We start from the raw sequence: 25,087 nt of genomic DNA, 5'->3' as shown, positions 1-25,087 counted from the left end.
TCAAACAGCGGTGCCTTATGCTTCTAGCTTCATCCCCCTATGCCGTTTTATCGAATGTTCGTTCGAAATACCGAAATAATGAATTTAAAATAACTTTTTAACCCATATTCATTTAAATTTTCGGCTTTTTCTTTCTCTTTTCTTTCATGTTTATTTTGCGTTTATTTTACAAACGCATAGCTATTTGCTGTGATTTATAAAAACATTCGCTTATTTGAATTTTTTTAGGATATATTCCGTCTTCTTTCGTCTGCCTGTTTTTGGCTTTTGAAACGCTTTCGTTATTTTATTTGCGGTTTTATTCCACATTTTGCAATAAATTTAAAAAGACTGCCTTCTGAATAGAAAGCAGTCTTGATGTTTATTTTGAGGAACTTATTCCCACTCTACCGTTCCTGGCGGCTTAGAGGTAATATCATACACAACGCGGTTGATGTGCTCTACCTCGTTGGTGATACGGTTGGATACCTTTGCGAGAATATCATACGGAATCTTTGCCCAATCCGCAGTCATAAAGTCGTCCGTGGTAACGGCGCGAATGGCAACCAGATTGTCATAGGTTCTGTGGTCGCCCATAACGCCAACCGTGTTGACGCCCGGCAGAACACAGAAGAACTGAGACAGCTGAGACTCATAGCCGTTCTTGGACATTTCATCACGCAGTACCCAGTCTGCTTCCTGCAGAATCTTGACCTTTTCCGCGGTGATTTCGCCAATAATGCGCACGCCGAGACCCGGACCCGGGAACGGCTGACGCCATACCAGCTCGTGCGGGATACCCAGCTTTTCGCCTACTTCGCGCACTTCATCCTTGAACAAATCGCCCAGCGGTTCAATGACACCGAGGAACTGAATGTCATCCGGCATTTTCGCCATGTTGTGGTGGGTCTTGATGACAGCAGTATTTGCCTTGCCGTCGCTCTTGCCCTTGCCGGACTCAATGCGATCCGGATAAATCGTGCCCTGTGCAAAGAATCCATCCTCTGCCTGACCGCGAATCTCATTCCAGAATACCTTGTAAAACTCCGTGCCAATAATCTTACGCTTTTCTTCCGGATCCGTCACGCCCTTGAGCTTGGACATAAACAGCTCGCCGCAATTGACGCGCACAAAGTTCATGTCAAACATGGTCGTGAATGTCTGCTCGACAAAGTCACCCTCGTCCTTGCGCATCAGACCCTGATCGACAAACACGCAGGTCAGCTGCTTGCCAACAGCACGGGACAGCAGGCCGGCTGCTACCGAGCTGTCTACGCCGCCGGACAGACCAAGAATAACCTTCTTATCGCCAATCTTTTCGCGCAGAGCAGCAACCGTGTTCTCAATAAAGTTATCCATCACCCAGTCGCCGGAGCATGCACACACTTCATACAGGAAGTTGCGCAGAATCTGCTTGCCGTACTCGGAATGGGTTACTTCCGGATGGAACTGTACCGCATAGATTTTCTTTTCGGTGTTCTGCATGGCAGCACACGGGCAATCGTTGGTCTTGCCAACAATCTGATAGCCTTCCGGCGGTGTAGCAATGTAGTCGGTATGACTCATCCATACAATGGAGGTCTCCGGCACATCGCGGAACAGCGCAGATGCCGGATCGGTTACCTGCAGCTCAATCTTGCCGTACTCGGATACCGGTGCGGTCTTTACTTCGCCGTCACCCATCCACGCGATGAGCTGACAGCCATAGCAGATACCGAGAATCGGCACGCCGATCTCCAGAATCTCCTTGGTATAGTGCGGAGAACTCATATCAAAGACAGAGTTCGGGCCGCCGGTAAAGATAATGCCCTTCGGATGCAGCGCCTTAATCTCTTCCAACGGGGTCGTATACGGCTTAATCTCACAGTATACATTACATTCTCTTACTCTGCGGGCAATCAACTGATTGTACTGTCCGCCAAAGTCAAGAATTACAACAAGCTCTTGCTTTTGCATCTGTACGACTCCTTTTTTGTGAATTCAATATATTATTTATTATGACACACTTGTGCCAAAACAACAAGCGTTTTTCTCACTCCACACGCAGTTTTTCGATTTTTTTCTCATCCGGTGTGACGTATGCTGTTTGATGGGTATGATAAATCACCATGCCCGGCTTTGCACCGTTTGGTTTTTTGATGTTGCGCACCTGCGAATAATCCACCGGAACCTGCGAAGAACCCCGCGCCTGCGAATGCCATGCCGCAATCTCTGCCGCCTCGGTCATCGCCTCATCCGTCGGCTCCCGCCCGTCACAAACCAAAATAACATGCGAACCGTGAATCTTTTGCGTGTGGAACCACATATCCCGCTTAAATGCGGTTTTCAGCGTCAGCAAATCGTTTTGTATATTATTTTTGCCGGCAAAAACGTCAAACCCGTCGCTTGTCCTGTAGTGAAACGGCTTGCCCTGAACAGGCTTTGCGTTGCGGCGTTTTTTCTTGTCCTGCTTGGCGGACAGATAGCCGGTCTTGACCAGTTCTTCGTGAATCTGCGCCAAATCCGTCAAATTTTCCGCCTCGGTAATCGCTTCCAGCACGCTGTCCAGATATTCCAGCTCCTGTTCGCCCTGCGCAATCTGCTGCGTCAAATGCTCCTCGGCATTTTTCGCCTTTGTATACAGCTTAAACTGCCGCTGTGCATTTTGCTGCGGCGTCAGGCGCGCATCCAAATTCAGTTCGACCTCCGGACACGCCGGATCGTAATAGTCAATGACTTTTACTTTGCGCGCGCCCTGCTCAATCTGATACAAATTGGCGGTAATCAAATCGCCGCGCCGCTTGAATTTGTCGCGATTTTGGGAATCAGATAGTTCTTTGCGCTGTGCAGCCAGCTTGCGGCGCATGCGGTCGCGCGCATTCTGCAGGGTGTGCGTCATATTCGCCGCATGGTGTCGAATGCGCTCGGTATTGCTCTTTTTCTCATAAAAATCCGCAAGCATCTGTGAAAAGCTGTCTGCCTGCGTGTTTTGCATCAGATCTCCGTACTGCTTGACCGGCATGACCGTAAAGTCAAAGACCGTTCCGTCTGCACGCTTTGTGAGCAGGTACGGTTTGAGGCGATTTTTCTCAATCATCTGTACAAAATCCGCCAGCACATCCGCCAGACTGCCGCGCTCTCCATCCGTCAAAGCGTGCATCGGCTTTTCGGTCTCTCCGCAGGCACGGCATGCCAGTTCTCTGCAGACAAGCGGAGACAAGCCCTTAAAATGATTCAGCAGCCAGCGATCCACGCCGGTTTCTTCCTCTGCGGCTCGAATGGCTGCCGCGACACCTGCCGGTGAAATTTCCAGCAAATTCAATTTGTCCTGCGGTGGCGGCATGCGGTAAAACAGCCCCGGGAGAACCTGCCGCTTGCCGGAGGTATCACCGTCGACACGTTTGAGTGCATCGAGAATGCGCCCGTCCGCGTCGTACAAAATGACATTGGAATATTTGCCCATCAGTTCGACAGCCAAATACTTTTTGCTCGGAACGCCCATCTCGTCAACGGTATCACAGGTGATAATCGCCATACGCTCCATATCCGGCGATACAACCGACACAATTTTGGCGCCCTGCAGGTGCTTGCGCAGCAGCATACAAAACATCGGCGGTGCGGATGGGTTTTCCCGTCCTTTTTCAATAAAGTGCATGCGCGGAGAGCCTGCACCGGCAGACAGCAGCAGCTTGACGCTTCCGCGCATCAGCCGGATCGACAAAACAATCTCATCGCGCTCCGGCTGGTAAATTTTATCAATGCGTCCTTCTGCCGTGCGGGCATTGATTTCCCGCACGGTCGCCAGCAGGCACACAGCATCTAAAGGCATACGCTTACTCCTTTATTCGTAATCTTTTTCACATAAAATTATACTTGACCACACAACATCATGTCAAGGCATCCCGTTCTAGATTCGTTTGACGCCGCGGACATCTTGTGCTATCATCAATGCAGCTAGAAACCTGTTGGAGGGAGTCCTATGAAACCGGAACAGATTCACAAAATTGTCTCCGCACAGCGCAGCTATTTTTCCAGCGGCGCAACGCTGCCTGTCGGCATCCGGCTGGATGCGCTGCGCAGACTCAAGGCCGCCATTGTCCGGCATGAAGCAGACATTGCGCGCGCCCTATATCAAGATCTTGGCAAAAGCTCCGAGGAAAGCTATTTGTGCGAAATCGGCATGGTTTTGGATGAATTGACATTTATGCTCCGCCATACCGGCATCTACGCCAAGGAGCATCGCGTCCGTACGCCGTTGGCACAGTTCGCCGCCCGCAGCTATACCAAGGCGTCCCCTCTCGGTGTGGTGCTCATCATGAGCCCTTGGAACTATCCGTTTCTGTTGACTCTCGATCCGCTCATCGACGCGATTGCCGCCGGAAATACCGCAATCGTCAAACCGAGCGCCTATTCTCCCTGCACCAGTGCTGTGATACAGACCATTTTGTCCGCATGCTTTGCCCCGCAGTACGTCGCTGTCGTGACCGGCGGCAGAGAGCAAAACCGGCATCTATTGGACGAAGTCTTTGACCACATTTTCTTTACCGGCAGTCAAGCGGTCGGCAGAGAGGTGCTCCGCCGTGCGGCGGCACATTTGACGCCCTGTACATTGGAGCTCGGCGGCAAAAGTCCGGTCATTGTGGACCGCACCGCCAACATCGCACGCGCCGCGCGCCGCATTGTGTTCGGCAAATTCTTAAACTGCGGACAAACCTGCGTCGCACCGGATTATATTTACTGCGATGCACGCGTGCGCGATGCGCTGGTAAAAGCACTCATGCGCGAAATCCGCCGTCAATTCGGCGCGGATGCTCTGTGTAATCCCAAATACGGAAAAATCATCAATCAAAAGCATTTTGACCGAATTTCCCGTCTCATTGACCGAAATAAGCTGGTCTATGGCGGCAAATTCCAGCCGGAGCAGCACCGCATCAGCCCCACCATTCTGACCGATGTCACATGGGACGATCCCGTGATGCAGGAAGAAATTTTCGGGCCGATTCTTCCCATCTTGACGTATGGTTCGCTGGACGAGGCACTCACGGTCATCAACAGCCATCCGCACCCGCTCGCGCTGTACCTGTTTTCCGAGGACAAAAAGACCATCCGGCATATCACAGAAACCTGCTCGTTTGGCGGCGGCTGCATCAATGACACCATCATCCATTTAGCAACACCGCACATAGGCTTTGGCGGTGTCGGCGCCAGCGGCATGGGTGCCTATCACGGAAAGACCGGCTTCGAAACGTTTTCACACAGAAAAAGCATCGTAGACAAGAAAACCTGGCTGGATTTGCCGATGCGCTATCAGCCCTATCGCAAGAGCTATTCCCATCTCGTGCGTCTATTTTTACACTGACAATGCAAGAACCGCAGCTGTGCCGCGGTTCTTTTTGTTTTAATAAAATGTAATGCAATCCTTGTGCTGCTGAGATACATAGACGGGTACATCCGGAAAATGTTCTGCAACCAAGTCGCGGAATCCACGTGCAACTGGATTTTCCGTCGGAAAATGTCCGGCATCCAGCAGATTCAATCCGATGTCGTGCGCACGCATCATAATATCATAGCTGCAGTCGCCGATGACAAACGTGTCTGCCCCCTTGGCAACCGCTTCATCCATCATCTTACCGCAGGCACCACCGCCGACAGCGACTCGCCGCACCATTTTTCCGCCGTCTGCCACGCGAACACCGCCGGCATCCAGAGACAGCTTGACGTGCTGTGCAAACTGCTCCAGCGTCATCGGGCGCGGCAGATTGCCGACGCGGCCGAGGTTGCCGCCTTCGCCTGCGCCCATGTTTACGACATCGGTAAGACCCAGCGATGCTGCGAGCAAATCATTGACACCGGCATCCGCGCAATCCATATTGGTGTGCATGCAAATGCCGGAAATGCCCTTCTGAATCATAGAGATGACAATGCGTCCAGTGACGGTATCGGCAGTCACACGGCTTACCGAAGTAAAAATGACCGGATGATGCGCCACAATCACATTGCAGCCGCGCTCTGCCGCTTCCTCTACCACGGTTTCCGTGATGTCCAGCGCGCACAGCACGCCTTCCACACGCGCCTCTGGATCTCCGACCAACAAGCCGACATTGTCCCAGTGCTCCGCCAACTCATACGGCGCTGCCTGTTCCAGACAGTGTAAAATCTGTTTTACCTGAATCATACTAATCGTCCTTTCCCAGCGCGTGTAATGCCTGCGAGAGCACCGCAATCATTTCCCGATGCATGTGCAGCTTCTCTGGTTTTTGATGCTTGGCTGTTTCCAGAGAATGCGCAATTTTTTGCTCTCGATGCAGCAGCTTGTGTATGTATTCTTCCGCCATCGGATCGCACAGCAGCGCATCCGAAATGCAGCACGCGGACAGTTTTTTCTGTTCCCGCTTTCCGCCGCCAACGACAGTCATAACCGTGTATATGCGCTGTCCCTCTCGGCACAACGACTCTTTTTGAATGACACCGCCATGCGCCGCGAGATACTGCCGCAAATACGGCTGTGCAGTCATAGCCTGCAGCAGCAGCAAATGCGCTCCGTCCAGCGCCCACGCGTCATCCGCCAAAATCTGCGCAATGGTCTCGCCGCCCATGCCGGCGATAACGATGGTATCTGCTTCGTCGGGTTTTACCGTCTGCAGTCCGCCGCCCAGACGCAGAGAAAGCTTGTGCTCCACCTCAAATTGTTTTGCCGTGCGCGCAGCGCTGTCCAGCGGCCCCTCGCGCAAATCCGACGCAATGGCGCTTTGAATCACACCGCGGCGCAGCAGCGCCGTCGGAATCAGTGCGTGATCTGTCCCGATGTCCGCCAACCGTGCGCCTTCCGGCACCTGCTGCATAATGGTGCGCAGCCGCGGTGTCAAATGCATGCGATTTTCCTGCATAGCGTTCCTTTCTGTAGAAAAAAGAGCCGACACACATCGTATCGGCTCCCCTTGTTGTTTCGTTCTTCGGCAAAAATTAGCCGATGCTCTGGAAGTAGTTGTTGATTTCTTCTACCAGCTGATCTGCATCTGTGCCATGCACCATGCATGCTTCTTCGATGCTCTCACCCTGCGAATGCGGGCAGCCCAGGCAATGCATGCCGATGTTGATGAAAAACTGAGCGGTATTGATATCACGAGCCAGAACCTCACCGATTGTGGTGCTCTTGGTAACCATAGCCATAGGAATGACCTCCTGTATTTCTAAATAAATTCTGTTTGTATTATACTGTCTCCGTTGTGTTTTTTCAATACACATTCCAACAATTTGATACAATCGCACAAAAGAACACCCACTTTATCCGCGGGTGTTCTGTAGATTTGACTGAATTAGTCCTTTGCCTGCATCTTTGCGAAGCATTCGCTGCAATATACCGGTCTGTCGTCCTTCGGCTGGAACGGCACGCGCGCTTCTCCGCCGCAGGCAGCGCAGGTCGCAGTAAAATACTCTCGTGCCGGACGGCTGCCATTCTTTCTCTTGTCGCGGCAGCTCTTGCAGCGCTGCGGCTCATTCTGAAAACCGCGTTCTGCGTAAAATTCCTGCTCTCCGGCGGTGAAAACAAATGTCTGTCCGCAGTCTTTGCATACGATCGTCTTGTCCTGATACATGATTTTTCCTTTCTCTCTTTGGCGGTGTTTAGAATCATTCGGGATTACCGATGTTCGTCCGGAAACAACGCTGCTGCCTTGCGGCGAATGCGCTGAATGGCATTGTCCACGGATTTCACGGGTTTTCCGACCTCGGACGCCATCTCTTCATAGGAGTTGCCGTCCAAATACAATGCGAGAACCCGTGCTTCAAACGCGGACAGGGAATCCTTTAGTTTTTCCTGCCGTTCGCGGTGCTCTTCCCTGTCAATGACCAAATTCACCGGATCCGCAGCGGTATGCGCTGCTTTGGAATGTTCGTCAAACAGAGGGGTCTTGGCAAGGTCTTCCGAATGATTGAGCGGTTCGTGCTTGTCTGCCGCCGCTGCGCTCACGGCGCTGTACACGCGGCGCGTCACACACAAGCGCGCGAACGCTTCAAATGGAACGCCGCGCGTCGGTTCATATGTCCGGACTGCTTTGAGCAGTCCCAGCATGCCCTCTTGAATGAGATCTTCTCCGTCGCCGCCCGCAAGAAAATAGGGCCGCGCACAGGCTTTTACCAAGCCAAAATACCGAACGACCACCTGTTCTTCCGCATTGCGGTCTCCTTGCTGCGCCAGCCGGCACAGGTTCTCATCCGAAACCGTTTTTTGTCCCGAAGATTCTTTGCCATACATCATATTGTTACTCATTATACCCTATCATCAAAAAAATGTCAACGAATCTTTGTATATTCCAGTCAACAAGTATCAAAATTTACTTTTTACTTTTGTGCATATTTCGCTGTGCAAAGCAGAAAACAGGTCTGGTCTTCCGCCGCACGGCATCCGACCAGACCGTTGTCGTTTCACAAATTATAAGATGGATTCGATGACACCGGCAACAGCCTCTGCTGCCTTGTATACGGAATCCTTGTCCTTGCCCTCTACCATGACACGAACCAGCGGCTCCGTACCGGACGGGCGAACCAGAATGCGGCCTTCGCCGAGACCCTGCTTTTCCTTCTCAATCGCGTCCTGTACTTCCTGACGATCCGAAATGGCGTACTTCATTGCCGTCGGCACCTGAACGTTAATCATAATCTGCGGCCACGGAACAACCTCTGCCGCAATTTCCGAGGCGCGCTTGCCGCTGTCCTTCAGCATCTTGAGGAACTGAATAGCCGTCAGCTCACCGTCGCCGGTCGTCGCATACTCCAAGAAGATGACATGACCCGACTGCTCGCCGCCGAGAATATATCCCTTGTCGAGCATCTTTTCCAGCACATAGCGGTCACCAACATTGGAGCACTCGATGCTGATACCGTGCTGCTTTGCATATGCGTGCAGACCCATGTTGGACAAAATCGTTGCCACAAATGCATTGCCGCGCAGCTTATTCTGGCGCTTGAGCTCGACAGCGCACACAGCCATGATGCGGTCACCGTCCAGCACCTCGCCCTTGTCATCGACGATCAGGCAGCGATCCGCATCGCCGTCAAATGCCACGCCGACATCATAGCCGCCGTCCTTGACCATCTTCTGCAGCGCTTCCAGATGTGTCGAGCCGCAGTGTGCATTGATGTTGGTGCCGTCCGGCTCATAGTACCGGATGGCAGCATCCAGCTTGAGCTTGCGGAACAGAACCGAAGCGGTTGCAGACGATGCACCATTTGCGCAGTCTACCGCAACGCGCAGACCGGACAAATCTCCCGTTATGGTCTCTGCCAGATAATCGGTATATTCTTCTACCGGATCAATGCTCAGCGGCAGCACGCGGCCAATGGCATCGTGGGTTGCCTTCGGCAGCTCATCCACGTGGTCAATATACTCCTCGATGCGCGCTTCCAGCTCATCCGAGAGCTTATAGCCGCTGCCGGCAAAGATTTTAATGCCGTTGTGCTCATACGGATTGTGCGATGCAGAAATCACAATGCCCGCATCCGCCTTGTGCTTGATGGTCAAATGTGCCACCGCCGGAGTCGGAATAACGCCCAGCGACTCTACATCCGCACCGGAAGAACAAATGCCGGCAACCAAGGCAGCTTCCAGCATATCGGACGAGATACGAGTATCCTTGCCAATCAAAATCTTGGTGCGGTGCTTGGTCTGCTGAGACAGCGCATATGCAACGGCGCGGCCTACTTTAAATGCCAGATGTGCGTCCAGTTCTACATTGACAACACCGCGGATGCCATCTGTTCCAAAATACTTGCCCATACAATCAATACTCCTCTACTATCAGATAAAATCGTGTGCCCCAATCTATGCGGCACAGGCTATTATTTGCTATTGGGGTTTTCGTCCAACCGCATCTGTTCCGGTACCGCCGGCATATTCGGCTGAATCGCCATATGGTCATACGCCAGCGCTGTGACACAGCGTCCGCGCGGCGTGCGGTTTAAAAATCCAATCTGCATCAGATACGGTTCATAGACATCTTCCAACGTCACGGCTTCCTCGCCAATCGTTGCCGCCAGCGTCTCCAAGCCGACCGGACCGCCGCCAAATGTCGTCATAATGCTGCGCAGCATGCGGCGGTCAATCGCATCCAAGCCCAGCTCATCGACCTCCAGCGCACGCAGCGCCGTATCCGCGGCTTCCCGCGTAATTACGCCGTCAAACTGTACTTCGGCAAAGTCCCGCACGCGGCGCAGCATGCGATTGGCAATGCGCGGCGTGCCGCGGGAGCGGCGCGCAATCTCATACGTGCCCTCCGGCTGTGCGTCAACCTGCAGGATTTTTGCAGACCGCGCGACAATCTGCTGCAATTCCTCCGGCGTGTACAGCTCCAGTCGAAGCATCACGCCAAAGCGGTCACGCAGCGGAGAGGTCATCTGTCCGGCGCGTGTCGTCGCGCCGATCAGCGTAAACCGCGGCAAATCCAGACGAATCGAACGCGCCGACGGTCCCTTGCCGATAATAATATCCAATGCAAAATCTTCCATCGCCGGATACAGAATTTCTTCTACACTGCGATCCAGACGATGAATTTCATCAATAAACAAAATATCATTTTCGCTGAGATTGGTCAACAGCGCCGCCAAATCGCCCGCCTTTTCAATGGCAGGACCGCTGGTCACGCGGATATTGACGCCCATCTCATTGGCAATGATGTTCGCCAGTGTCGTCTTGCCAAGACCCGGCGGACCATACAGCAAGACATGGTCGAGCGGTTCTCCCCGCCGTTTTGCCGCCTCAATAAAGACGGCAAGATTTTCCTTTGCTTTGCTCTGCCCGATGTATTCCTCCATCGACTTCGGACGCAGAGAAAATTCTCCGTCATCCGCCGGTGTCGCATCGGTCGAGACAATGCGTTCGGAAAATTCATCATCAAATTCAATGCTCATAGAATCTTTCCTCGATTACTGTGCCGCCAATTTTTTCAGGCAGGTACGAATGAGTTGTTCTGATGTCACAGTGCCGTCTGTCTGGATGCCTTCCATCGCCTGCAGCGCTTCTGCCTGCGAATAGCCCAGCACAACCAGCGCGGAAACCGCCTCGCTGACTGCATCGACCGCGCCGGCCGCCGCAGCTTTCGGTGTCATCACCAAGCCGCCGCCTGTCGGCAAGCTGCCCTGCTCCTTTGCCAGCTTGTCTTTCAGCTCCAGACAAATGCGCTGCGCAATCTTTTTGCCGATGCCCGGTGCCTGTGTCAGGAACTTGGCGTCCTCAGTAATAATAGACAGAGCCAGCTGACTCGGCGGCGCGATGCCCAAAATGGCAAGCGCCGCTTTTGGACCGACACCGGACACGCCGAGCAGCAGCTTGAAGCAGTTGAGTTCTTCCTGCTGTGCAAATCCGTACAAATCACAAGCATTTTCCCGAATGCTCAGATAGGTATACAGCCGTGTCTTTTCGCCCATTCGAATCGAAGCGCAGGTGTTCTGCGAGGTGTGGCAGGCATAGCCGACACCGCCGCAGTCAATGACAGCCAGCTCTTTTTCAATCAGAGCAACGGTTCCTTCCAAATAATAAAACAAATTGTGTGTCCTTTCCGCATGCGCTTATCGTTTTCTCGTGCCGCCCTGTCCGGCATCCACTTCAAATTTCTGCAAGCGCTGCCGCACAAGCTGCGAGCCCTCTGTATGCGCATGACAAATCGCCAGCGCCAAGGCATCTGCGGCATCGTCCGGCCGCGGCATGCGCTGGAGATGCAGCATGGTTTTGGTCATTTCCATAACCTGCCGCTTTTCCGCCCTGCCGTAGCCGACAACCGATTGTTTGACCTGTGACGGCGTATATTCTGCCGGCGTAATGCCGCGTTCTGCGCATGCCAGCAGGATAACCCCGCGCGCATGGGCAACCTGAATGCCGGTCGTAATGTTCGTATTAAAGAACAATTCTTCCACGGAAACAGCATCCGGATGAAATGTGTCCAGCAGCGTCAGCATATCCTCATGGATTTCTTTCAGCCGCAAATGCATCGGAACATGCGGCTGCGTTGTAATCGCACCGTGCCGAATATGCGTAAATTTTCCGCGTTCATGCTGTACCAATCCATAGCCCACCGTGGCATAGCCCGGGTCAATTCCCAGTATCAGCATGTGCACCTCCGCTGTAGGTTATATACTTGTTTAGTGTACCACATTTTGCGTAAATTCACAAGAAATTCCCGTCGGTTTGACAAGACTCGCTTGTTTTTTGCATTACTTTCCATAGCCGGCCGCATGAATGCGCTGTGCTGCCAGCAAAACACCCATTTTGCCGGATGCATAAGTCAAGCCGCCCTGCATATAGCAGACATACGGCTCACGCATCGGTGCATCTGCGGAAAGCTCAATCGAAGCGCCCTGCACAAAGGCGCCCGCCGCCATGATAACCTGATCCTGATATCCCGGCATATCCCACGGAACCGGCGTCACGAAGGAATCCACCGGTGCGCCCGCCTGAATACCCTCGCAAAAGCGGCACAGCGGTTCCGGCTTGCCAAACGCAATGGTCTGAATGATGTCATGGCGTGGATCTTCCGGCAGCGGATGCACTTCGAATCCCATCATCTGCATGACCTGTGCGCCGAACACGGCGGTTTTGACGGCCTGTGCAGTCGTATGCGGCGCCATAAACAGGCCCTGATACAGCAGGCGGTTCTGTCCCATCGTGCAGCCGCACTCCGCGCCGATGCCCGGCGCCGTCAGACGGAACGAAGCATTTTCTACCAAATCTTTTCTGCCGGCAATATAGCCGCCGGTCGGTGCCAATCCGCCGCCCGGATTCTTAATCAGTGAACCGGCAATGATATCTGCGCTCACCTGTGTCGGCTCCAGCTTTTCCACAAATTCGCCATAGCAGTTGTCTACCATAATCACGGCGTCTTTATTCACCGCGCGAACCGCCTGACAAACCTCACCGATCTGCTCACAGGACAGCGATTCCCGCACGCCATATCCCTTGCTTCGCTGAATGAATACCAGCTTGACATCCTCTGCCTTTGCCGCTTCGGCAATCGCCGGCACATCCGGCAGACCGTTTTTCATTTCAACCTGACGGTATCCAATGCCATACTGCTTCATGCTGCCAGCCATATCGCCGGTAATCGTGTTCATCAGCGTGTCGTATGCCGGACCGGTCGCCGACAGCACAACGTCACCGGTCTTGACTGCCGAATACATGGCGCAGCACAGCGCATGGGTGCCATTGACAAAGCCGATGCGCACGAGTGCTGCTTCCGTGCCGAAAATATCGGCATAGATTTGATCCAGCGTATCGCGGCCCTTATCATCATAGCCGTAACCGGTTGTTCCTGCGAACATAGCCTCTGCCACACGGTTCTTTGCAAATGCCGCCAGCACCTTTTCGGTATTGTATTCGCTGATTTCGTCAATTACGTCAAAATACGGGCGAACCGCCTTTTCAGCCTGTGCGCCGAGCTGGCGAATTTCTTCGGAAATATCTAAAAAACTCATAATTTCTTCTCCATCATCTGGTGCGGACAGCCTTCATCGTCAAAAATCTCGCCGTAAGGCGTAAATCCGCTCTTTTTATAAAATTCCACTGCGCGGCACTGTGCACCGAGAATCACTCGCTTGGCACCCACTGCCTTTGCTTTTTCACAGCACGCCTGCAAAATGCGTGCACCGTTTCCGCCGCCTCTGGCATCTTTGCAAACAGCCACGCGGCCAATATGCATCACATGATTCTGCTCCCAGAACATCCGCGCTGTGCCAATGGTCTTGCCATTCGTTTGCAGCAAAACATGCCAGCTTTTTTTATCGAATGCATCAAATTCATCACAAAAGCCCTGCTCCTGCATAAACACATCGCGCCGAATGCGCTGTGCTTGTACAGGCAATTGCCCTTGTTCACTCCATATGTACTGCATGTGTAACCTCTTCATCTCATCAAAAAGGACGGCGCATCTCTGCACTCCGTCCTTTTTTCTGCCATTGCATCAGCCATTGGCTGTTTCTTTCTCCAAAAGATTGGTTCCGTCCGGCAGCTGGAACCAAGCGTCATCCGGCTCCTTGCTCTGAATATTGTCCAGAACAACACTGCGCACAAGATCTCCTTCTTTTGTGTAGTCCGCCTGAATCAGCAGACCGCTGACGGTAGATACCCAGTACGTCAAGCTGTATCCATTGTCCGCCTGCACGGTGACATAAATACACGATTCTCCATTGACCGTGCGCTCACCTGCCGCAGAAATGGACTGCTTGCTCGCCGACACAACCGTCTCGTATGTCGGAATCATGCTGGTATCGTCCGCGGAAATTGAGCCTGTAGACGCTGTGTACTGCGCCGTACTGCCGTTTCTCCACGCATAATACAGATTGTCCCGAATGGCAATATAGTGATCCGCTGTTCCCTGTGCGTTTTTATATTCCGTCACGGAAATGCCGTCGCGCACATAGGTCATGGCGTTAATTTTTTGCCAGCTTCCGCTCCAGTACAGCGTGTTGGTCACGGATGCACTGTACGAACTCGGCCGTTTCATGCTTGCAATAACCTGCTGTACGTTGTCAACCGTAATGTTGGTATCTTTGAGCTGATATCCTGCCTGTTCCTTCCCCGCGGATACATCCGCACTGCCGGTCGGCAGCGTAATCGCATGGCGCGGCGTTCCGGTCAAACACACAGCGAGAATGATCGCCAAAAGCACAGCACAGGCAAAAACAATCAGCCCCACATGCTTGCGCTTGGGAGATTTTTCTTTCTGTGCCTGCGTTTTTTCCTCCATCCTTGTTTCTCCTCGTTACGGACGGAATTCATCCGGCAAATCCGGCAGCTGACCGAAATAATGACGGATCATGTGCACGATGCGGCGCGAGGTATGGCCGTCGCCATACGGATTGACCGCATGCGCCATCTGATGATATTCGTTCTCATCACGCAGCAGCGTGCATGCCATGGAGTAAATCGTATCTTCCTCCACGCCTGCCAGACGAACCGTACCCGCCTCGATGGCCTCCGGACGCTCGGTCTCACGGCGCAGAACCAGAACCGGCTTTCCAAGGCTCGGTGCTTCCTCCTGCAGTCCGCCGGAATCCGTCATGACCATGTAGCTGCGTCCCATCAAATTGTGCATTTCATCAACGGCAAGCGGCTCAATCAAATGAATGCGTTCATGACCGGACAGATATTTTGCCGCAGTTTCGCGCACATACGGACTGAGATGTACCGGATATACAATATCAATATCCTCAAAATCATCCGCCAGACGGCGCAGAGCACGCATGATATGTTCCATTGCTTCGCCGTAGTTTTCTCGGCGATGTGCCGTGACGAGAATCACGCGGCGGTTCTCATAATCCAGCTGGTTGAGGGTATCATCACGGAATACAAAATCCGGATTGACCGTCGAGTGAATCGCATCGACAACGGTGTTGCCGCACACAATGACACCCTTTGTAATGCCCTCTGCTGCCAGATTCTTGCGGTTGCGCTCGGTCGGCGCAAAGTGCAGCTCGGCAATCTGACCGGTCAGCTTGCGGTTCATCTCCTCCGGAAACGGAGAATACTTGTCAAACGTGCGCAGACCTGCTTCCACATGTCCTACCGGAATTTTATGATAGAACGCAGCCAGTGCGCCTGCAAACGTCGTTGATGTATCGCCGTGAACCAAAACGATGTCCGGCTTTGCCTCATCCAGCACCTCATCCAGTCCGACCAGCGATTTTGTCGTAATGGTTGCCAGTGTCTGGCGCGGCTGCATAATGTCCAGATCATAGTCTGCCTTCAGATGAAAAATGTCCATGACCTGATCCAGCATCTGACGATGCTGCGCCGTGACGCACACGATGGATTCTACACCGTCCGTGCGCTCCAGCTCATGCACCAGCGGAGCCATTTTAATGGCCTCCGGCCGTGTGCCAAAGACTGTCATTACCTTAATTGTCTTCATTGTCAAATCCTCCGCGATCCGATGTGTCATCGGCATCCTGCGTCTGTTCTGCAATTTTTTGTTGTTCATTCTCCTGCTGATTGAGCTCGTGCAGCTTTTGCTCGTGCAGCTTCATCTTTCTGCGTTCCGCAGACAAATAGATGCCTCCGCCGACCACACAGGTAATCAGCACAACCAGTACCATCACAATGGCACGGTACTCACCAGAGGTTGTCAGCACAACGGCGAGCAATCCCAACACCGTCGAAATGATATACAAAATCGCCACGGTCTGCTTCTGATTGAATCCCATGTCAATCAGTCTGTGATGTACATGTCCGCGATCCGGAGAAAACGGGCTGCGTCCGGACAGAATACGGCGTGTAAATGCAAACGCCGTGTCAAAAATCGGCAGACCCAAAATCAAAAACGGAACCGCAAACGAAATAATGGCATAAACCTTAAACATGCCCTGAATGGACAGTGTTGCCAGCATAAAGCCCAAAAATGTCGAGCCGGTGTCTCCCATGAAGATGCTTGCCGGATTTAAATTGAACGGCATAAATCCCACACAGGCACCCGCCAGCACGGCGAGCAAAATCGCAATCGGCACCTCACCAATCAGCAGCGATACCGCCAGCATAGTCATGCAGGCAATCGCAGAGACGCCAACCGCCAGGCCATCCAAGCCGTCAATGAGATTGACCGCATTGGTAATGGCAACAATCCAGATAATTGTAATCGGAATCGCGAGTGCACCGAACTTCACATACAGCTCTCCGCTGAACAGATTCGGATTGGTAATCAGCTCGATGCGCAAATTGCCGAATACCACCGGAATTGCCGCTGCAATCAGCTGAATACCGAACTTAAATTTGGCGCTCAGCGCGTTTCTGTCATCGAAAATGCCCAAAACGACAATGATCGCCGAACCGATCAGAATGGTAAAATTCTGCATATTCCACTGTCCGAGCACCAAGCTGACAATAACAAAGCTGATGTAGATTGCCAGACCGCCCAGACGCGGAATCGGTTTTTTGTGCATACGGCGCGCATCCTTCGGCACGTCAATCGCACCAATGCGGTGTGCGAGTCGTTTGACCGGCGGCGTCAGCAAAAAGGACAAAATTCCTGTCACAAAAAACGCCGCCAGTACCTTCAGCACAACCTGATATACTTCATCCATATCGTTAATTTCCTCAAAAACACAGTAGTTTCTGTTACTTCAAGAACTCTGCAACGGTTTCGCCAATGCGCTGGCAGGCAATTTCAATGTTTTCCAGACTCGGCATCGAGAAGTTGAGACGGAAGCCATTCGACACGCCGTTCTCATCGGTCAGGAATGCATTGCCCGGCACACAGGCGACCTTCTTCTTGGTAATCTCCTGGCACAGCTTGAAGCCGTCATAGCCCTTCGGCAGTTCGCCCCAGATAAACAGGCCGCCGTTCGGATGCGTAAAGGTCACGCGCGGGTCTACATACTTTTCCAGTGCCTTGAGCATAGCATCGCGCTTGATTTTATGCAGCTCACAGATTTCCTTGATGTGTGCATCCAGATCATACTTGTCCAAATACTTCGATACCAGCATCTGGAAGTACATGTTGGTGTGTACATCGCTGACCTGCTTGCACACAACCATGCGATTGATGATTTCCTTGTTTGCCAGACAGAAGCCAATACGCATGCCCGGAGACAGCACCTTGGAATACGAGCCTGCATATACCACGCGGCCCTCGGTATCCATCGACTTCACGGTTGCCACCGGTTCGCCCTCATAGCGCAGCTCAAAGTACGGGTTGTCCTCCAAAATGAGTACGTCATACTTCTTTGCCAGTTCAAGCAGCTGCTTGCGGCGCTCCAGTGTCATAGTACGGCCAGACGGATTCTGGAAGGTAGGGATGACGTAAATAAACTTGACATTTTTTGTCGTGGACAGCACTTCCTCCAGCAGATCCATGCGCATGCCGTCATCATCCATCGGAACGCCCTTGAGCTGTGCGCCAAAGCTGCGGAATGCATTGAGTGCGCCGATAAAGCTCGGCTCCTCGCATACAATGACATCGCCCTTGTTAATCATGGTCTGGGTAAACAGGCTGATTGTCTGCTGACCGCCGGTTGTGATGATAACATCGTCGTCATCTGTGCCGGTCTGATATTTCTCGCGCAGGCGCTTCTTGGTCTGCTCGCGAAGCGGCGTGTAGCCCTCTGTCGTGCCGTAGCCCAGCGTGGTGACAAACTCATTTGCAAAGATTTCATCGCCCACTTCTGCCATTTCCTTTACCGGATACGCGCTGGAGTCTGGGGAACCTGCGGAAAGTGCAATGACTTCCGGATCTACCAAAACTTTGAAAATCTCACGAATTGCGGACGGCTTCATTGCCGCAATATGGTCAGCAATTTTATATTCCATCATAAACGCTCCTGTCAATGAATTTTAAATTTCGCAGCTTCTGTTATACAAAAGAATACGCATATAAATGATTGTATCACAACCCCACGCATCTTGCAACCGCGCACGCGTTCGGCTTCTGTTTTTTTCGTGATGATTTCATGATTGTGCACACAAAGACTCCCGTTTGTATCGTGTATATTTTCCAATTTATTTACGGTTTCTCCCGTATATTTGTGGTATACTATATCTTACATATTCTGCGAGTACATCGAGTACCGCATACAAGGAGTTTGCACATGATCAACACTATATTCAATTTTCTCGTTGCGCACATCAGTGCATATGGTGCGGTATTCATCGTCTCCATGATTCCGCTGATTGAGTTGCGCGGCTCCGTCATCGTCGGCACAGCGTTTGGCCTGCCTTGGCTCAACGTGCTGCTGCTCAGCATTGTCGGCAATATGATTCCGATTCCGTTTATCCTGATTTTCGGAAAAAAGCTCATCGCTTGGATGAAAACGCTGCCGATGCTTTCCCGCCTGACCCACTGGTACGAAAAGCACCTGCTCAGCAAATCGGACACCATCCAGAAGGTGGCATTTGTCGGTCTGTGGCTGTTTGTCGGCATTCCGCTGCCAGGCACCGGCGCATGGTCCGGTTCCGTCATCGCGTCTCTGCTGGAAGTTCCGCCGAAAAAGTCCTTTCCTGCCGTTCTGCTCGGCATCCTGACCGCCGGCATCATTATGACCGTTGCTTCGCGCGGTGTTGTCGGTCTGGCGCATCTGTTTGCCTGAGGGTGCACGATGCTGCAAGCGATTACAAATCTCGACCTCTCTATCTTATTGGAAATACAGGAACACCTGCGGTGCGGATTTTCGGATGTCATTTTTCCTGTGCTGTCCAAGCTGAACAACGCCGGTTTTATCTGGATTGTGATTACTCTTGTCCTGTTGTACAGAAAAAAGACACGCACGGCAGGTCTTTGCATGGCTGTCTGCCTGCTGGTCAATCTGGCACTCGGCGAGGGAATTCTCAAACATCTGCTCAATCGCGCCCGCCCGTTTGTCGTACATCCCATTTCACAAATGCTGATTGCGCTGCCAACGACATCTTCCTTTCCATCCGGACATACGTCCTCTTCGTTTGCTGCGGCAACCGCTCTGCTGCGCAATCACAAACGTGCGGGCATGGCGGCGTATGTTCTCGCAGGTCTCATTTCGTTTTCCCGCCTATATCTGTATCTGCACTATCCGACAGATGTGCTCGGGGGCATCCTTCTGGGAAGCTGCGTCGGCTGGTTTGTCACGCCATGGGTATGGAAAAAGCTGAAAAAACTGAAAAAACTTTCTATCAAACGATTCCGCATATAATAATTACATGCACTGTCGATTTTCGGCAGTGCATGTTTGCATTTCTTGACTTTTATCCCTGTATTTGGTACACTAATACTCCGTAAAATTCACGATGATTCAGAAAGGAGTTTTCTTTTGCAAGCAGTTCAAAATCCGCTGAAAACAGAGAAAGTCAGCAAATTATTGCGCACCTTTGCCATTCCGAGCATCATCGCCATGCTGGTCAGTGCGCTGTATAACATTGTCGATCAGGTATTTATCGGCTGGAGCATCGGCGCTCTTGGCAACGCTGCGACAAACGTTGCCTTTCCTCTGACAACCATCTGCATCGCCATCGCGCTGATGTTCGGCATCGGCGGCGCCTCTGCCTTTAATCTGACCATGGGCGAAGGAGACGCCAAGCGCGCCGCTTTCTATGTCGGCAACGCGATTTCCATGCTCGTCATCTGCGGTGTCGTGCTGTGTATTGTCGCCCATCTATTTCTGACGCCCATGCTTCGGTTTTTCGGCTCCACCCAAGACATTTTGGGCTATGCGAGAACATATACAGCGATTACAGCGTTTGGTTTTCCGTTTTTGATTTTGGCTACCGGCGGCGGACATTTGATTCGCGCAGACGGAAGCCCGCGTTTCACCATGACTTGCAATCTGGTCGGCGCAATCATCAACTTGATTCTAGACCCTATTTTTATCTTTGGTTTTCATTGGGGCATGGCAGGCGCCGCACTGGCGACCATTATAGGACAAATTGTCTCCGCTGCACTGGCGGTGCGCTATCTCATGCACTATAAAACAGTCGCTATCACCCGCCAGCATTTGCATCCTCGCAAAGATTGCGTGTGCCGCATTGCCGCGCTGGGCGCCGCGCAGAGCTTCAATCAGATTGCCATGACCGTCGTACAAATCGCCCTGAACAAGTCTCTGACGCATTACGGCGCCATGTCGATATACGGCGAAGAAATTCCGCTCGCCTGCGCCGGCATCATCACCAAGGTCAATCAGATCTTCTTCTCCGTGATTATCGGTCTTTCGCAGTCGGTACAGCCAATTGCCAGCTTCAATTATGGCGCACAGCAATATGCCCGCGTCCGCAAGGTATACCACCTTGCCATCCGCTGCGGCTTCGTGATTTCTATCACATCGTTTGTCGTATTTCAGCTGTTTCCGCGGCAGATTACCTCTCTGTTTGGCTCCGGCGATGCCTTGTATTTTGAATTCGCGATTTCGTACTTCCGCGTCTTTTTCTTCTGCACGTTTTTGAATTGTCTGCAGCCAATTTTCTCTACGTTTTTCACGGCAATTGGTCAGCCGGTCAAGGGACTGTTCTTGTCCATGACCCGACAGATTTTATTCCTGCTGCCGCTGATTTTGATTCTACCGTTATTTTTCGGCATAGACGGCATTTTATATTCCGGCCCCATTGCGGACGGTGTAGCCGCCGTTGTCAGCGTCTTTATGATTCGACAGGAAATGCAGCATATGCGGCAATTGGAGCTCCATGCTTCATTTTAACAGCAAAACCCGTGAGTGATTGTTTCACCCACGGGTTTTGTCTATCTTTTTCGCTTATTTTCCACTTGCGCGCGATACTTTTTGCCAACAATATGCTTGTCACCCAAAACTGCTCCGCGCGCAATGGTATCCATGCCATATTTCTTCCGAATGGCATCCACCGCGCGATCCAGCTTTCTTTCCTTCTCATGCTTTGGGTCGGCAAACAAAGAAAGCTGTTCATTCTCATCCCACGTCACCTCTGTCAGGGAAATACCAAGCAGCCGAAGCGGCGTGTGCTGATCCCACAAGGCTGAGAACAGCTGTTTTGCGGTTTCGTAAATGACCTGCGTGGTGTCCTCCGGCTGATGCAGCTTGCACTGATGCGAACGGTTGCGGAAGTCATTGGAACGAATGCTAACAGCAATGCACGCGGTTTTCGCTCCATCCGCCCGCATACGCGCAGAAACGCTGTCCGCCAACGTCAATAAAATGTGATTTGCCTGTTCGGCGGAAGAAACGTTGTCCTCTACCGTTGTCGAAATGCTGTATCCCTTGGCCTTTTGCGGCACATCGATGATCGGCGAATGGTCAATGCCGTTTGCATACGCGTGCAGCTGTATGCCCCATTTTTTTCCAAGCATGGCCTGCAATCGCGCAGCCGGCTGCTGTGCCAAATCTCCAATCGTCGCAATACCCGCTTTTTGCAGCTTATTCGCGGTTGTTTTTCCGACTGTCAAAAGCTGTCCGACCGGAAGCGGCCACAATTTATTTTCCAGTTCATCCGGAAACAGCGTATGTACGCGATCCGGCTTTTCAAAATCACTCGCCATTTTTGCAAGCAGTTTATTGCGTGCAATGCCCACATTTACTGTGAACCCCAAGGTGTCGCGAATGACGTTCTTGATTTCATATGCCAGTGCAATCGGATCCGGATATGTTGTGCGCGTACCGGTCATATCCAAAAAACATTCGTCAATGGAAAACTGCTCCAAAGCCGGTGCATATTGACGGCAAATCGCAAGAAATGCCTCAGAATACTGCTGATATAGGGAAAAATCCGGTGGAGCAATGACCAACTGCGGACACTTTCGCAGTGCCGCTCCCATTGGTTCTCCCGTGCAAATGCCAAACCGTTTTGCCGGAATAGATTTTGCCAGAACAACACCGGTACGCTTTTTCGGATCTCCGCCAATACAGGCAGGAATCAACCGCAAATCTTCTTTTCCTTCTTTGAGGCGTCGCGCTGACTCCCAAGAAAGATATGCGCTGTTGACATCAATATGAAAAATCAGCCGTTCCATGTTGTTCGTTCTTAATTTTTATGATACAACCGAGATGCTTCCTCATATTTCGGTTCACACGTCAAATACATTCCCAGACGATTGCAAATCTGTTCATCCACACTGGACAGCAGCACAGTACAATGTGCATCGCAGCCGCGCAGCTCCGGCAGCTTTTCCATCGCCTGACGCGCCAGCACATTGTCTTCTGCCGATGCAGACAGCGCAATCAAAACTTCGTCGGTGTGCAGACGCGGGTTTTTGCTTCCCAAATAGACTGTTTTGAGATCCTGAATCGGCTTAATTGCCTGCGGAGATACCAAATCGGTTTCTTTGTCAATACCTGTCAAGTGCTTGAGTGCATTGAGCAGTGCGCCTGCCATCGGGCCCAGCAGCGCGCTGGTTTTTCCCGTCACAATGGTGCCATCCGGCAATTCAATAGCGGCACTCGGTCCGTCTGTCTGTTCTTCTTTGTCAAGCGCCGCATTGCGCACCGCGCGGTCGTGCACGCTGACACCAGCCTGATTCATCAGCAGCTCCAGCTTATTCAAATCATCCTTTGTCGTGCCGTTTCGTTTTTTGTCGCACAGGCACTTGTAATATCTGCGGATAATCTCCTGCTCCGATGCTCTGCGACACGCATCATCGTCTATGATGCAGTTGCCCGCCATATTGACACCCATATCTGTCGGAGACTGATATGGGCTCTTGCCGGCAATCAGCTCAAACATGGCGCGAACGACCGGAAAGATTTCAATATCTCGATTGTAATTGACCGTTGTTTTTCCGTATGCATCCAAATGGAACGGGTCGATCATATTCACATCATTCAAATCGGCAGTCGCCGCTTCATATGCCAAATTGACTGGATGCTTGAGCGGCAAGTTCCAAATCGGGAATGTCTCAAACTTTGCATATCCAGCCTTTACACCGCGCTTGTATTCATGATACAGCTGCGACAGACAGGTTGCCATTTTGCCGCTGCCCGGACCCGGTGCCGTAATGACGATCAGCGGGCGTTCCGTTTCAATATAGTCATTTCGTCCATATCCCTCATCGCTGACAATATGAGCGACATCGCTCGGATAACCCGGAATCGAATAATGGCAATACGATTTGATGCCCAGTTCCTTCAGCTTCTTGCGGAATAGAATCGCAGACGGCTGCGATGCAAAGCGAGTCAGGCAAACACTGCCGACGTACAATCCCACATTCTGAAATTCATCAATCAGACGCAGAACATCCAAATCATAAGAAATACCGTAATCACTGCGGATTTTATTGGCCTCAATATCCTCTGCATTGATTACAATAACAATTTCAGCCTGATCTTTCAGCTGCATCAGCATCTGCAGCTTGGAATCCGGCTGAAATCCCGGCAGAACACGCGATGCATGGTAATCGTCAAACAACTTTCCGCCAAATTCCAGATACAATTTGTTATCGAACTTTGCAATCCGTTCACGGATATGCTCGGACTGCATTTTCAAATATTTGTCATTATCAAAGCCAATCTTCATAAAACACGTTCCTCTTTACACAATAATCTTTATATAAAATATTAGTATAGACCCAAAACAAAGTCAATAACACAGGAAAACTTTTTTACATTTTTCTTGCCAATTATAAAAAAATCAGGCTGAACCGACGTCCAGCCTGAGCAAAATACAATTAAGATAACACTTCCAATAAAATTTTGACAAAAAAGATGGCGATGACCACAATCGTAAGCATTTTTACCGATTTTGCGCCGCCTCGGTCAAAAAACTTCGTGCCAATATAGTTTCCTGCAATATTAAATGCACCCGCAATGATACCAAGCGGCAGAACAACTTTTGCATGGAGCAAAAAAATCACCAAGGCAGATATATTGGTTGTCAAATTAACCGCTTTGGTTGTTCCGTTTGCTTTTTTCAAGTCCATGTGTGCAAGCGCGGTCAAAAAAAGAATCAAAAAAGTACCGGTACCCGGGCCATAGAATCCATCATACACACCGACACCCAATGCGATAAACATGCTGTATACTGTTGTCCGCGTCTGCGAATATGGTATTTTGTCGTCTGCAAAGGAACGTGGGCGTGTGACATAAAAAGCAGTCAGCGGCAGTATAATCAGCATCAGAATTTTAAAATAATAATCATCTACAATCAACGCTAAATTTGCACCGCAGGTAGAACCGGCAAATGCTGCAGCAATGCAGAATCCAACCAATTTCCACGGAATATACCCGCTCTTTGCATATTGGTACGTAGCAATGGATGTTCCCATTGTAGAACTCATTTTATTTGTGGCAATCGCATTATGTACCGGCAGCCCAGCAAGCATATACGCAGGCAGTGAAATCAATCCACCACCGCCTGCAACTGCATCCACAAATCCGGCTAAAAATACCAGCGGACAAATAATCAAATATGTCACGTGTTGTTCCTCCGAATAGATATTTTCACAAAAAAACGGAACTGAAAAAATCAGTTCCGTTTTTGATGTAGGCATCGACCTATCTTCCCGGGCCGTCACCAGCCAAGTATTTTCAGCGTAAATGAGCTTAACTACCGTGTTCGGAATGGGAACGGGTGTACCCTCATCACAATCAACACCTACTATTTTGGTTTGCATTTCTGCACCCTCAAAACTGAACAACGATGAACTCGACAGAAGCATTTTTCCGAGTTTACCCAAATCAAATTTAGGTCAAGCCCTCGACCTATTAGTATCAGTCCGCTGCATACATTGCT

Annotated in this window: 24 protein-coding genes and 1 rRNA gene; 4 read left to right on the top strand and 21 right to left on the bottom strand. The window is 51.4% G+C overall.

Annotation, left to right across the window (positions count from 1 at the left end; translation table 11 throughout):
* Nucleotides 1–375 precede the first annotated feature (375 nt).
* Both guaA and KQI75_RS00120 read right to left on the bottom strand, forming a co-directional pair.
* On the bottom strand, nucleotides 376–1,935 hold the full coding sequence (guaA, locus tag KQI75_RS00125) for a glutamine-hydrolyzing GMP synthase (RefSeq protein WP_216468663.1): 1,560 nt from the start codon (nucleotides 1,933–1,935) through the stop codon (nucleotides 376–378).
* A 76-nt stretch (nucleotides 1,936–2,011) separates the two neighbouring features.
* Complete coding sequence (locus tag KQI75_RS00120) at nucleotides 2,012–3,787, bottom strand: Rqc2 family fibronectin-binding protein (RefSeq protein ID WP_216468662.1); 1,776 nt, start codon at nucleotides 3,785–3,787, stop codon at nucleotides 2,012–2,014.
* A gap of 150 nt (nucleotides 3,788–3,937) precedes the next feature.
* Here KQI75_RS00120 and KQI75_RS00115 point away from each other — a divergent pair, with 150 nt between their 5' ends.
* A complete protein-coding gene (locus tag KQI75_RS00115) occupies nucleotides 3,938–5,317 on the top strand; it encodes an aldehyde dehydrogenase (RefSeq protein ID WP_216468661.1) in 1,380 nt (459 codons plus the stop codon).
* A gap of 39 nt (nucleotides 5,318–5,356) precedes the next feature.
* Here KQI75_RS00115 and KQI75_RS00110 read toward each other — a convergent pair whose 3' ends face one another.
* The 15 genes from KQI75_RS00110 to KQI75_RS00040 form a co-directional block, all read right to left on the bottom strand.
* Entirely contained in the window at nucleotides 5,357–6,133 is a 777-nt protein-coding gene (locus tag KQI75_RS00110) for a Nif3-like dinuclear metal center hexameric protein (protein ID WP_216468660.1), read from the bottom strand.
* A gap of 1 nt (nucleotide 6,134) precedes the next feature.
* Entirely contained in the window at nucleotides 6,135–6,845 is a 711-nt protein-coding gene (locus KQI75_RS00105; protein WP_216468659.1) for a tRNA (adenine(22)-N(1))-methyltransferase, read from the bottom strand.
* 76 nt (nucleotides 6,846–6,921) lie between these two features.
* Nucleotides 6,922–7,128, bottom strand: coding sequence for a DUF1858 domain-containing protein (locus tag KQI75_RS00100; RefSeq protein ID WP_216468658.1), 207 nt, complete (start codon nucleotides 7,126–7,128; stop codon nucleotides 6,922–6,924).
* Nucleotides 7,129–7,274: 146 nt separating this feature from the next.
* The gene (locus KQI75_RS00095; protein ID WP_216468657.1) at nucleotides 7,275–7,553 is read right to left on the bottom strand and encodes a zinc-ribbon domain containing protein; all 279 of its coding nucleotides are present in this window, start codon (nucleotides 7,551–7,553) and stop codon (nucleotides 7,275–7,277) included.
* 44 nt (nucleotides 7,554–7,597) lie between these two features.
* Complete coding sequence (locus KQI75_RS00090; protein WP_246566274.1) at nucleotides 7,598–8,215, bottom strand: sigma-70 family RNA polymerase sigma factor; 618 nt, start codon at nucleotides 8,213–8,215, stop codon at nucleotides 7,598–7,600.
* A gap of 174 nt (nucleotides 8,216–8,389) precedes the next feature.
* Entirely contained in the window at nucleotides 8,390–9,733 is a 1,344-nt protein-coding gene (gene glmM, locus KQI75_RS00085) for a phosphoglucosamine mutase (RefSeq protein ID WP_216468656.1), read from the bottom strand.
* Between the two features lie 62 nt (nucleotides 9,734–9,795).
* Nucleotides 9,796–10,863: a Holliday junction branch migration DNA helicase RuvB gene (gene ruvB / locus KQI75_RS00080; protein ID WP_216468655.1), complete on the bottom strand. Its 1,068-nt coding sequence runs from the start codon at nucleotides 10,861–10,863 to the stop codon at nucleotides 9,796–9,798.
* Nucleotides 10,864–10,878: 15 nt separating this feature from the next.
* Nucleotides 10,879–11,496 (bottom strand): Holliday junction branch migration protein RuvA, encoded by a 618-nt coding sequence (gene ruvA / locus KQI75_RS00075; protein ID WP_216468654.1) that lies wholly within the window; start codon nucleotides 11,494–11,496, stop codon nucleotides 10,879–10,881.
* A 24-nt stretch (nucleotides 11,497–11,520) separates the two neighbouring features.
* Nucleotides 11,521–12,060: a crossover junction endodeoxyribonuclease RuvC gene (gene ruvC / locus KQI75_RS00070; protein WP_216468653.1), complete on the bottom strand. Its 540-nt coding sequence runs from the start codon at nucleotides 12,058–12,060 to the stop codon at nucleotides 11,521–11,523.
* A gap of 102 nt (nucleotides 12,061–12,162) precedes the next feature.
* Nucleotides 12,163–13,419 (bottom strand): methionine gamma-lyase family protein, encoded by a 1,257-nt coding sequence (locus KQI75_RS00065; protein ID WP_216468652.1) that lies wholly within the window; start codon nucleotides 13,417–13,419, stop codon nucleotides 12,163–12,165.
* Nucleotides 13,416–13,835 (bottom strand): GNAT family N-acetyltransferase, encoded by a 420-nt coding sequence (locus tag KQI75_RS00060; RefSeq protein WP_216468651.1) that lies wholly within the window; start codon nucleotides 13,833–13,835, stop codon nucleotides 13,416–13,418. The genes KQI75_RS00065 and KQI75_RS00060 overlap by 4 nt, the downstream gene beginning before the upstream one ends.
* Before the next feature lie 69 nt (nucleotides 13,836–13,904).
* On the bottom strand, nucleotides 13,905–14,690 hold the full coding sequence (locus KQI75_RS00055) for a hypothetical protein (protein ID WP_216468650.1): 786 nt from the start codon (nucleotides 14,688–14,690) through the stop codon (nucleotides 13,905–13,907).
* A gap of 15 nt (nucleotides 14,691–14,705) precedes the next feature.
* Complete coding sequence (gene wecB, locus KQI75_RS00050; RefSeq protein ID WP_216468649.1) at nucleotides 14,706–15,854, bottom strand: non-hydrolyzing UDP-N-acetylglucosamine 2-epimerase; 1,149 nt, start codon at nucleotides 15,852–15,854, stop codon at nucleotides 14,706–14,708.
* Nucleotides 15,841–17,019 (bottom strand): MraY family glycosyltransferase, encoded by a 1,179-nt coding sequence (locus KQI75_RS00045; RefSeq protein WP_216468648.1) that lies wholly within the window; start codon nucleotides 17,017–17,019, stop codon nucleotides 15,841–15,843. The genes wecB and KQI75_RS00045 overlap by 14 nt, the downstream gene beginning before the upstream one ends.
* A gap of 34 nt (nucleotides 17,020–17,053) precedes the next feature.
* Complete coding sequence (locus KQI75_RS00040) at nucleotides 17,054–18,247, bottom strand: aminotransferase-like domain-containing protein (protein ID WP_246566271.1); 1,194 nt, start codon at nucleotides 18,245–18,247, stop codon at nucleotides 17,054–17,056.
* Between the two features lie 275 nt (nucleotides 18,248–18,522).
* Between KQI75_RS00040 and KQI75_RS00035 the strand changes: the two genes are divergently transcribed.
* From KQI75_RS00035 to KQI75_RS00025, 3 genes are all read left to right on the top strand, one after another.
* Complete coding sequence (locus KQI75_RS00035) at nucleotides 18,523–19,020, top strand: COG2426 family protein (protein ID WP_216468647.1); 498 nt, start codon at nucleotides 18,523–18,525, stop codon at nucleotides 19,018–19,020.
* A gap of 9 nt (nucleotides 19,021–19,029) precedes the next feature.
* Entirely contained in the window at nucleotides 19,030–19,596 is a 567-nt protein-coding gene (locus KQI75_RS00030) for a phosphatase PAP2 family protein (RefSeq protein ID WP_216468646.1), read from the top strand.
* 117 nt (nucleotides 19,597–19,713) lie between these two features.
* Nucleotides 19,714–21,090, top strand: coding sequence for an MATE family efflux transporter (locus KQI75_RS00025; protein WP_246566268.1), 1,377 nt, complete (start codon nucleotides 19,714–19,716; stop codon nucleotides 21,088–21,090).
* A 41-nt stretch (nucleotides 21,091–21,131) separates the two neighbouring features.
* On the opposite strand, the gene KQI75_RS00020 is transcribed toward KQI75_RS00025, so the two are convergent.
* The 4 genes from KQI75_RS00020 to rrf form a co-directional block, all read right to left on the bottom strand.
* Nucleotides 21,132–22,373, bottom strand: a complete 1,242-nt coding sequence (locus tag KQI75_RS00020; protein ID WP_216468645.1) for a DNA polymerase Y family protein — start codon at nucleotides 22,371–22,373, stop codon at nucleotides 21,132–21,134.
* Nucleotides 22,374–22,384: 11 nt separating this feature from the next.
* A complete protein-coding gene (locus tag KQI75_RS00015) occupies nucleotides 22,385–23,872 on the bottom strand; it encodes a DUF1846 domain-containing protein (RefSeq protein WP_216468644.1) in 1,488 nt (495 codons plus the stop codon).
* 151 nt (nucleotides 23,873–24,023) lie between these two features.
* Nucleotides 24,024–24,770 (bottom strand): sulfite exporter TauE/SafE family protein, encoded by a 747-nt coding sequence (locus tag KQI75_RS00010; protein WP_330655436.1) that lies wholly within the window; start codon nucleotides 24,768–24,770, stop codon nucleotides 24,024–24,026.
* 66 nt (nucleotides 24,771–24,836) lie between these two features.
* Nucleotides 24,837–24,953 (bottom strand): 5S ribosomal RNA (gene rrf / locus KQI75_RS00005).
* Between the last annotated feature and the right edge of the window lie 134 nt (nucleotides 24,954–25,087).

The sequence above is a fragment of the Butyricicoccus intestinisimiae genome (genome assembly GCF_018918345.1).
GTDB classification, from domain to species: domain Bacteria; phylum Bacillota; class Clostridia; order Oscillospirales; family Butyricicoccaceae; genus Butyricicoccus_A; species Butyricicoccus_A intestinisimiae.
This window is presented reverse-complemented; position numbering and strand designations above follow the sequence as displayed.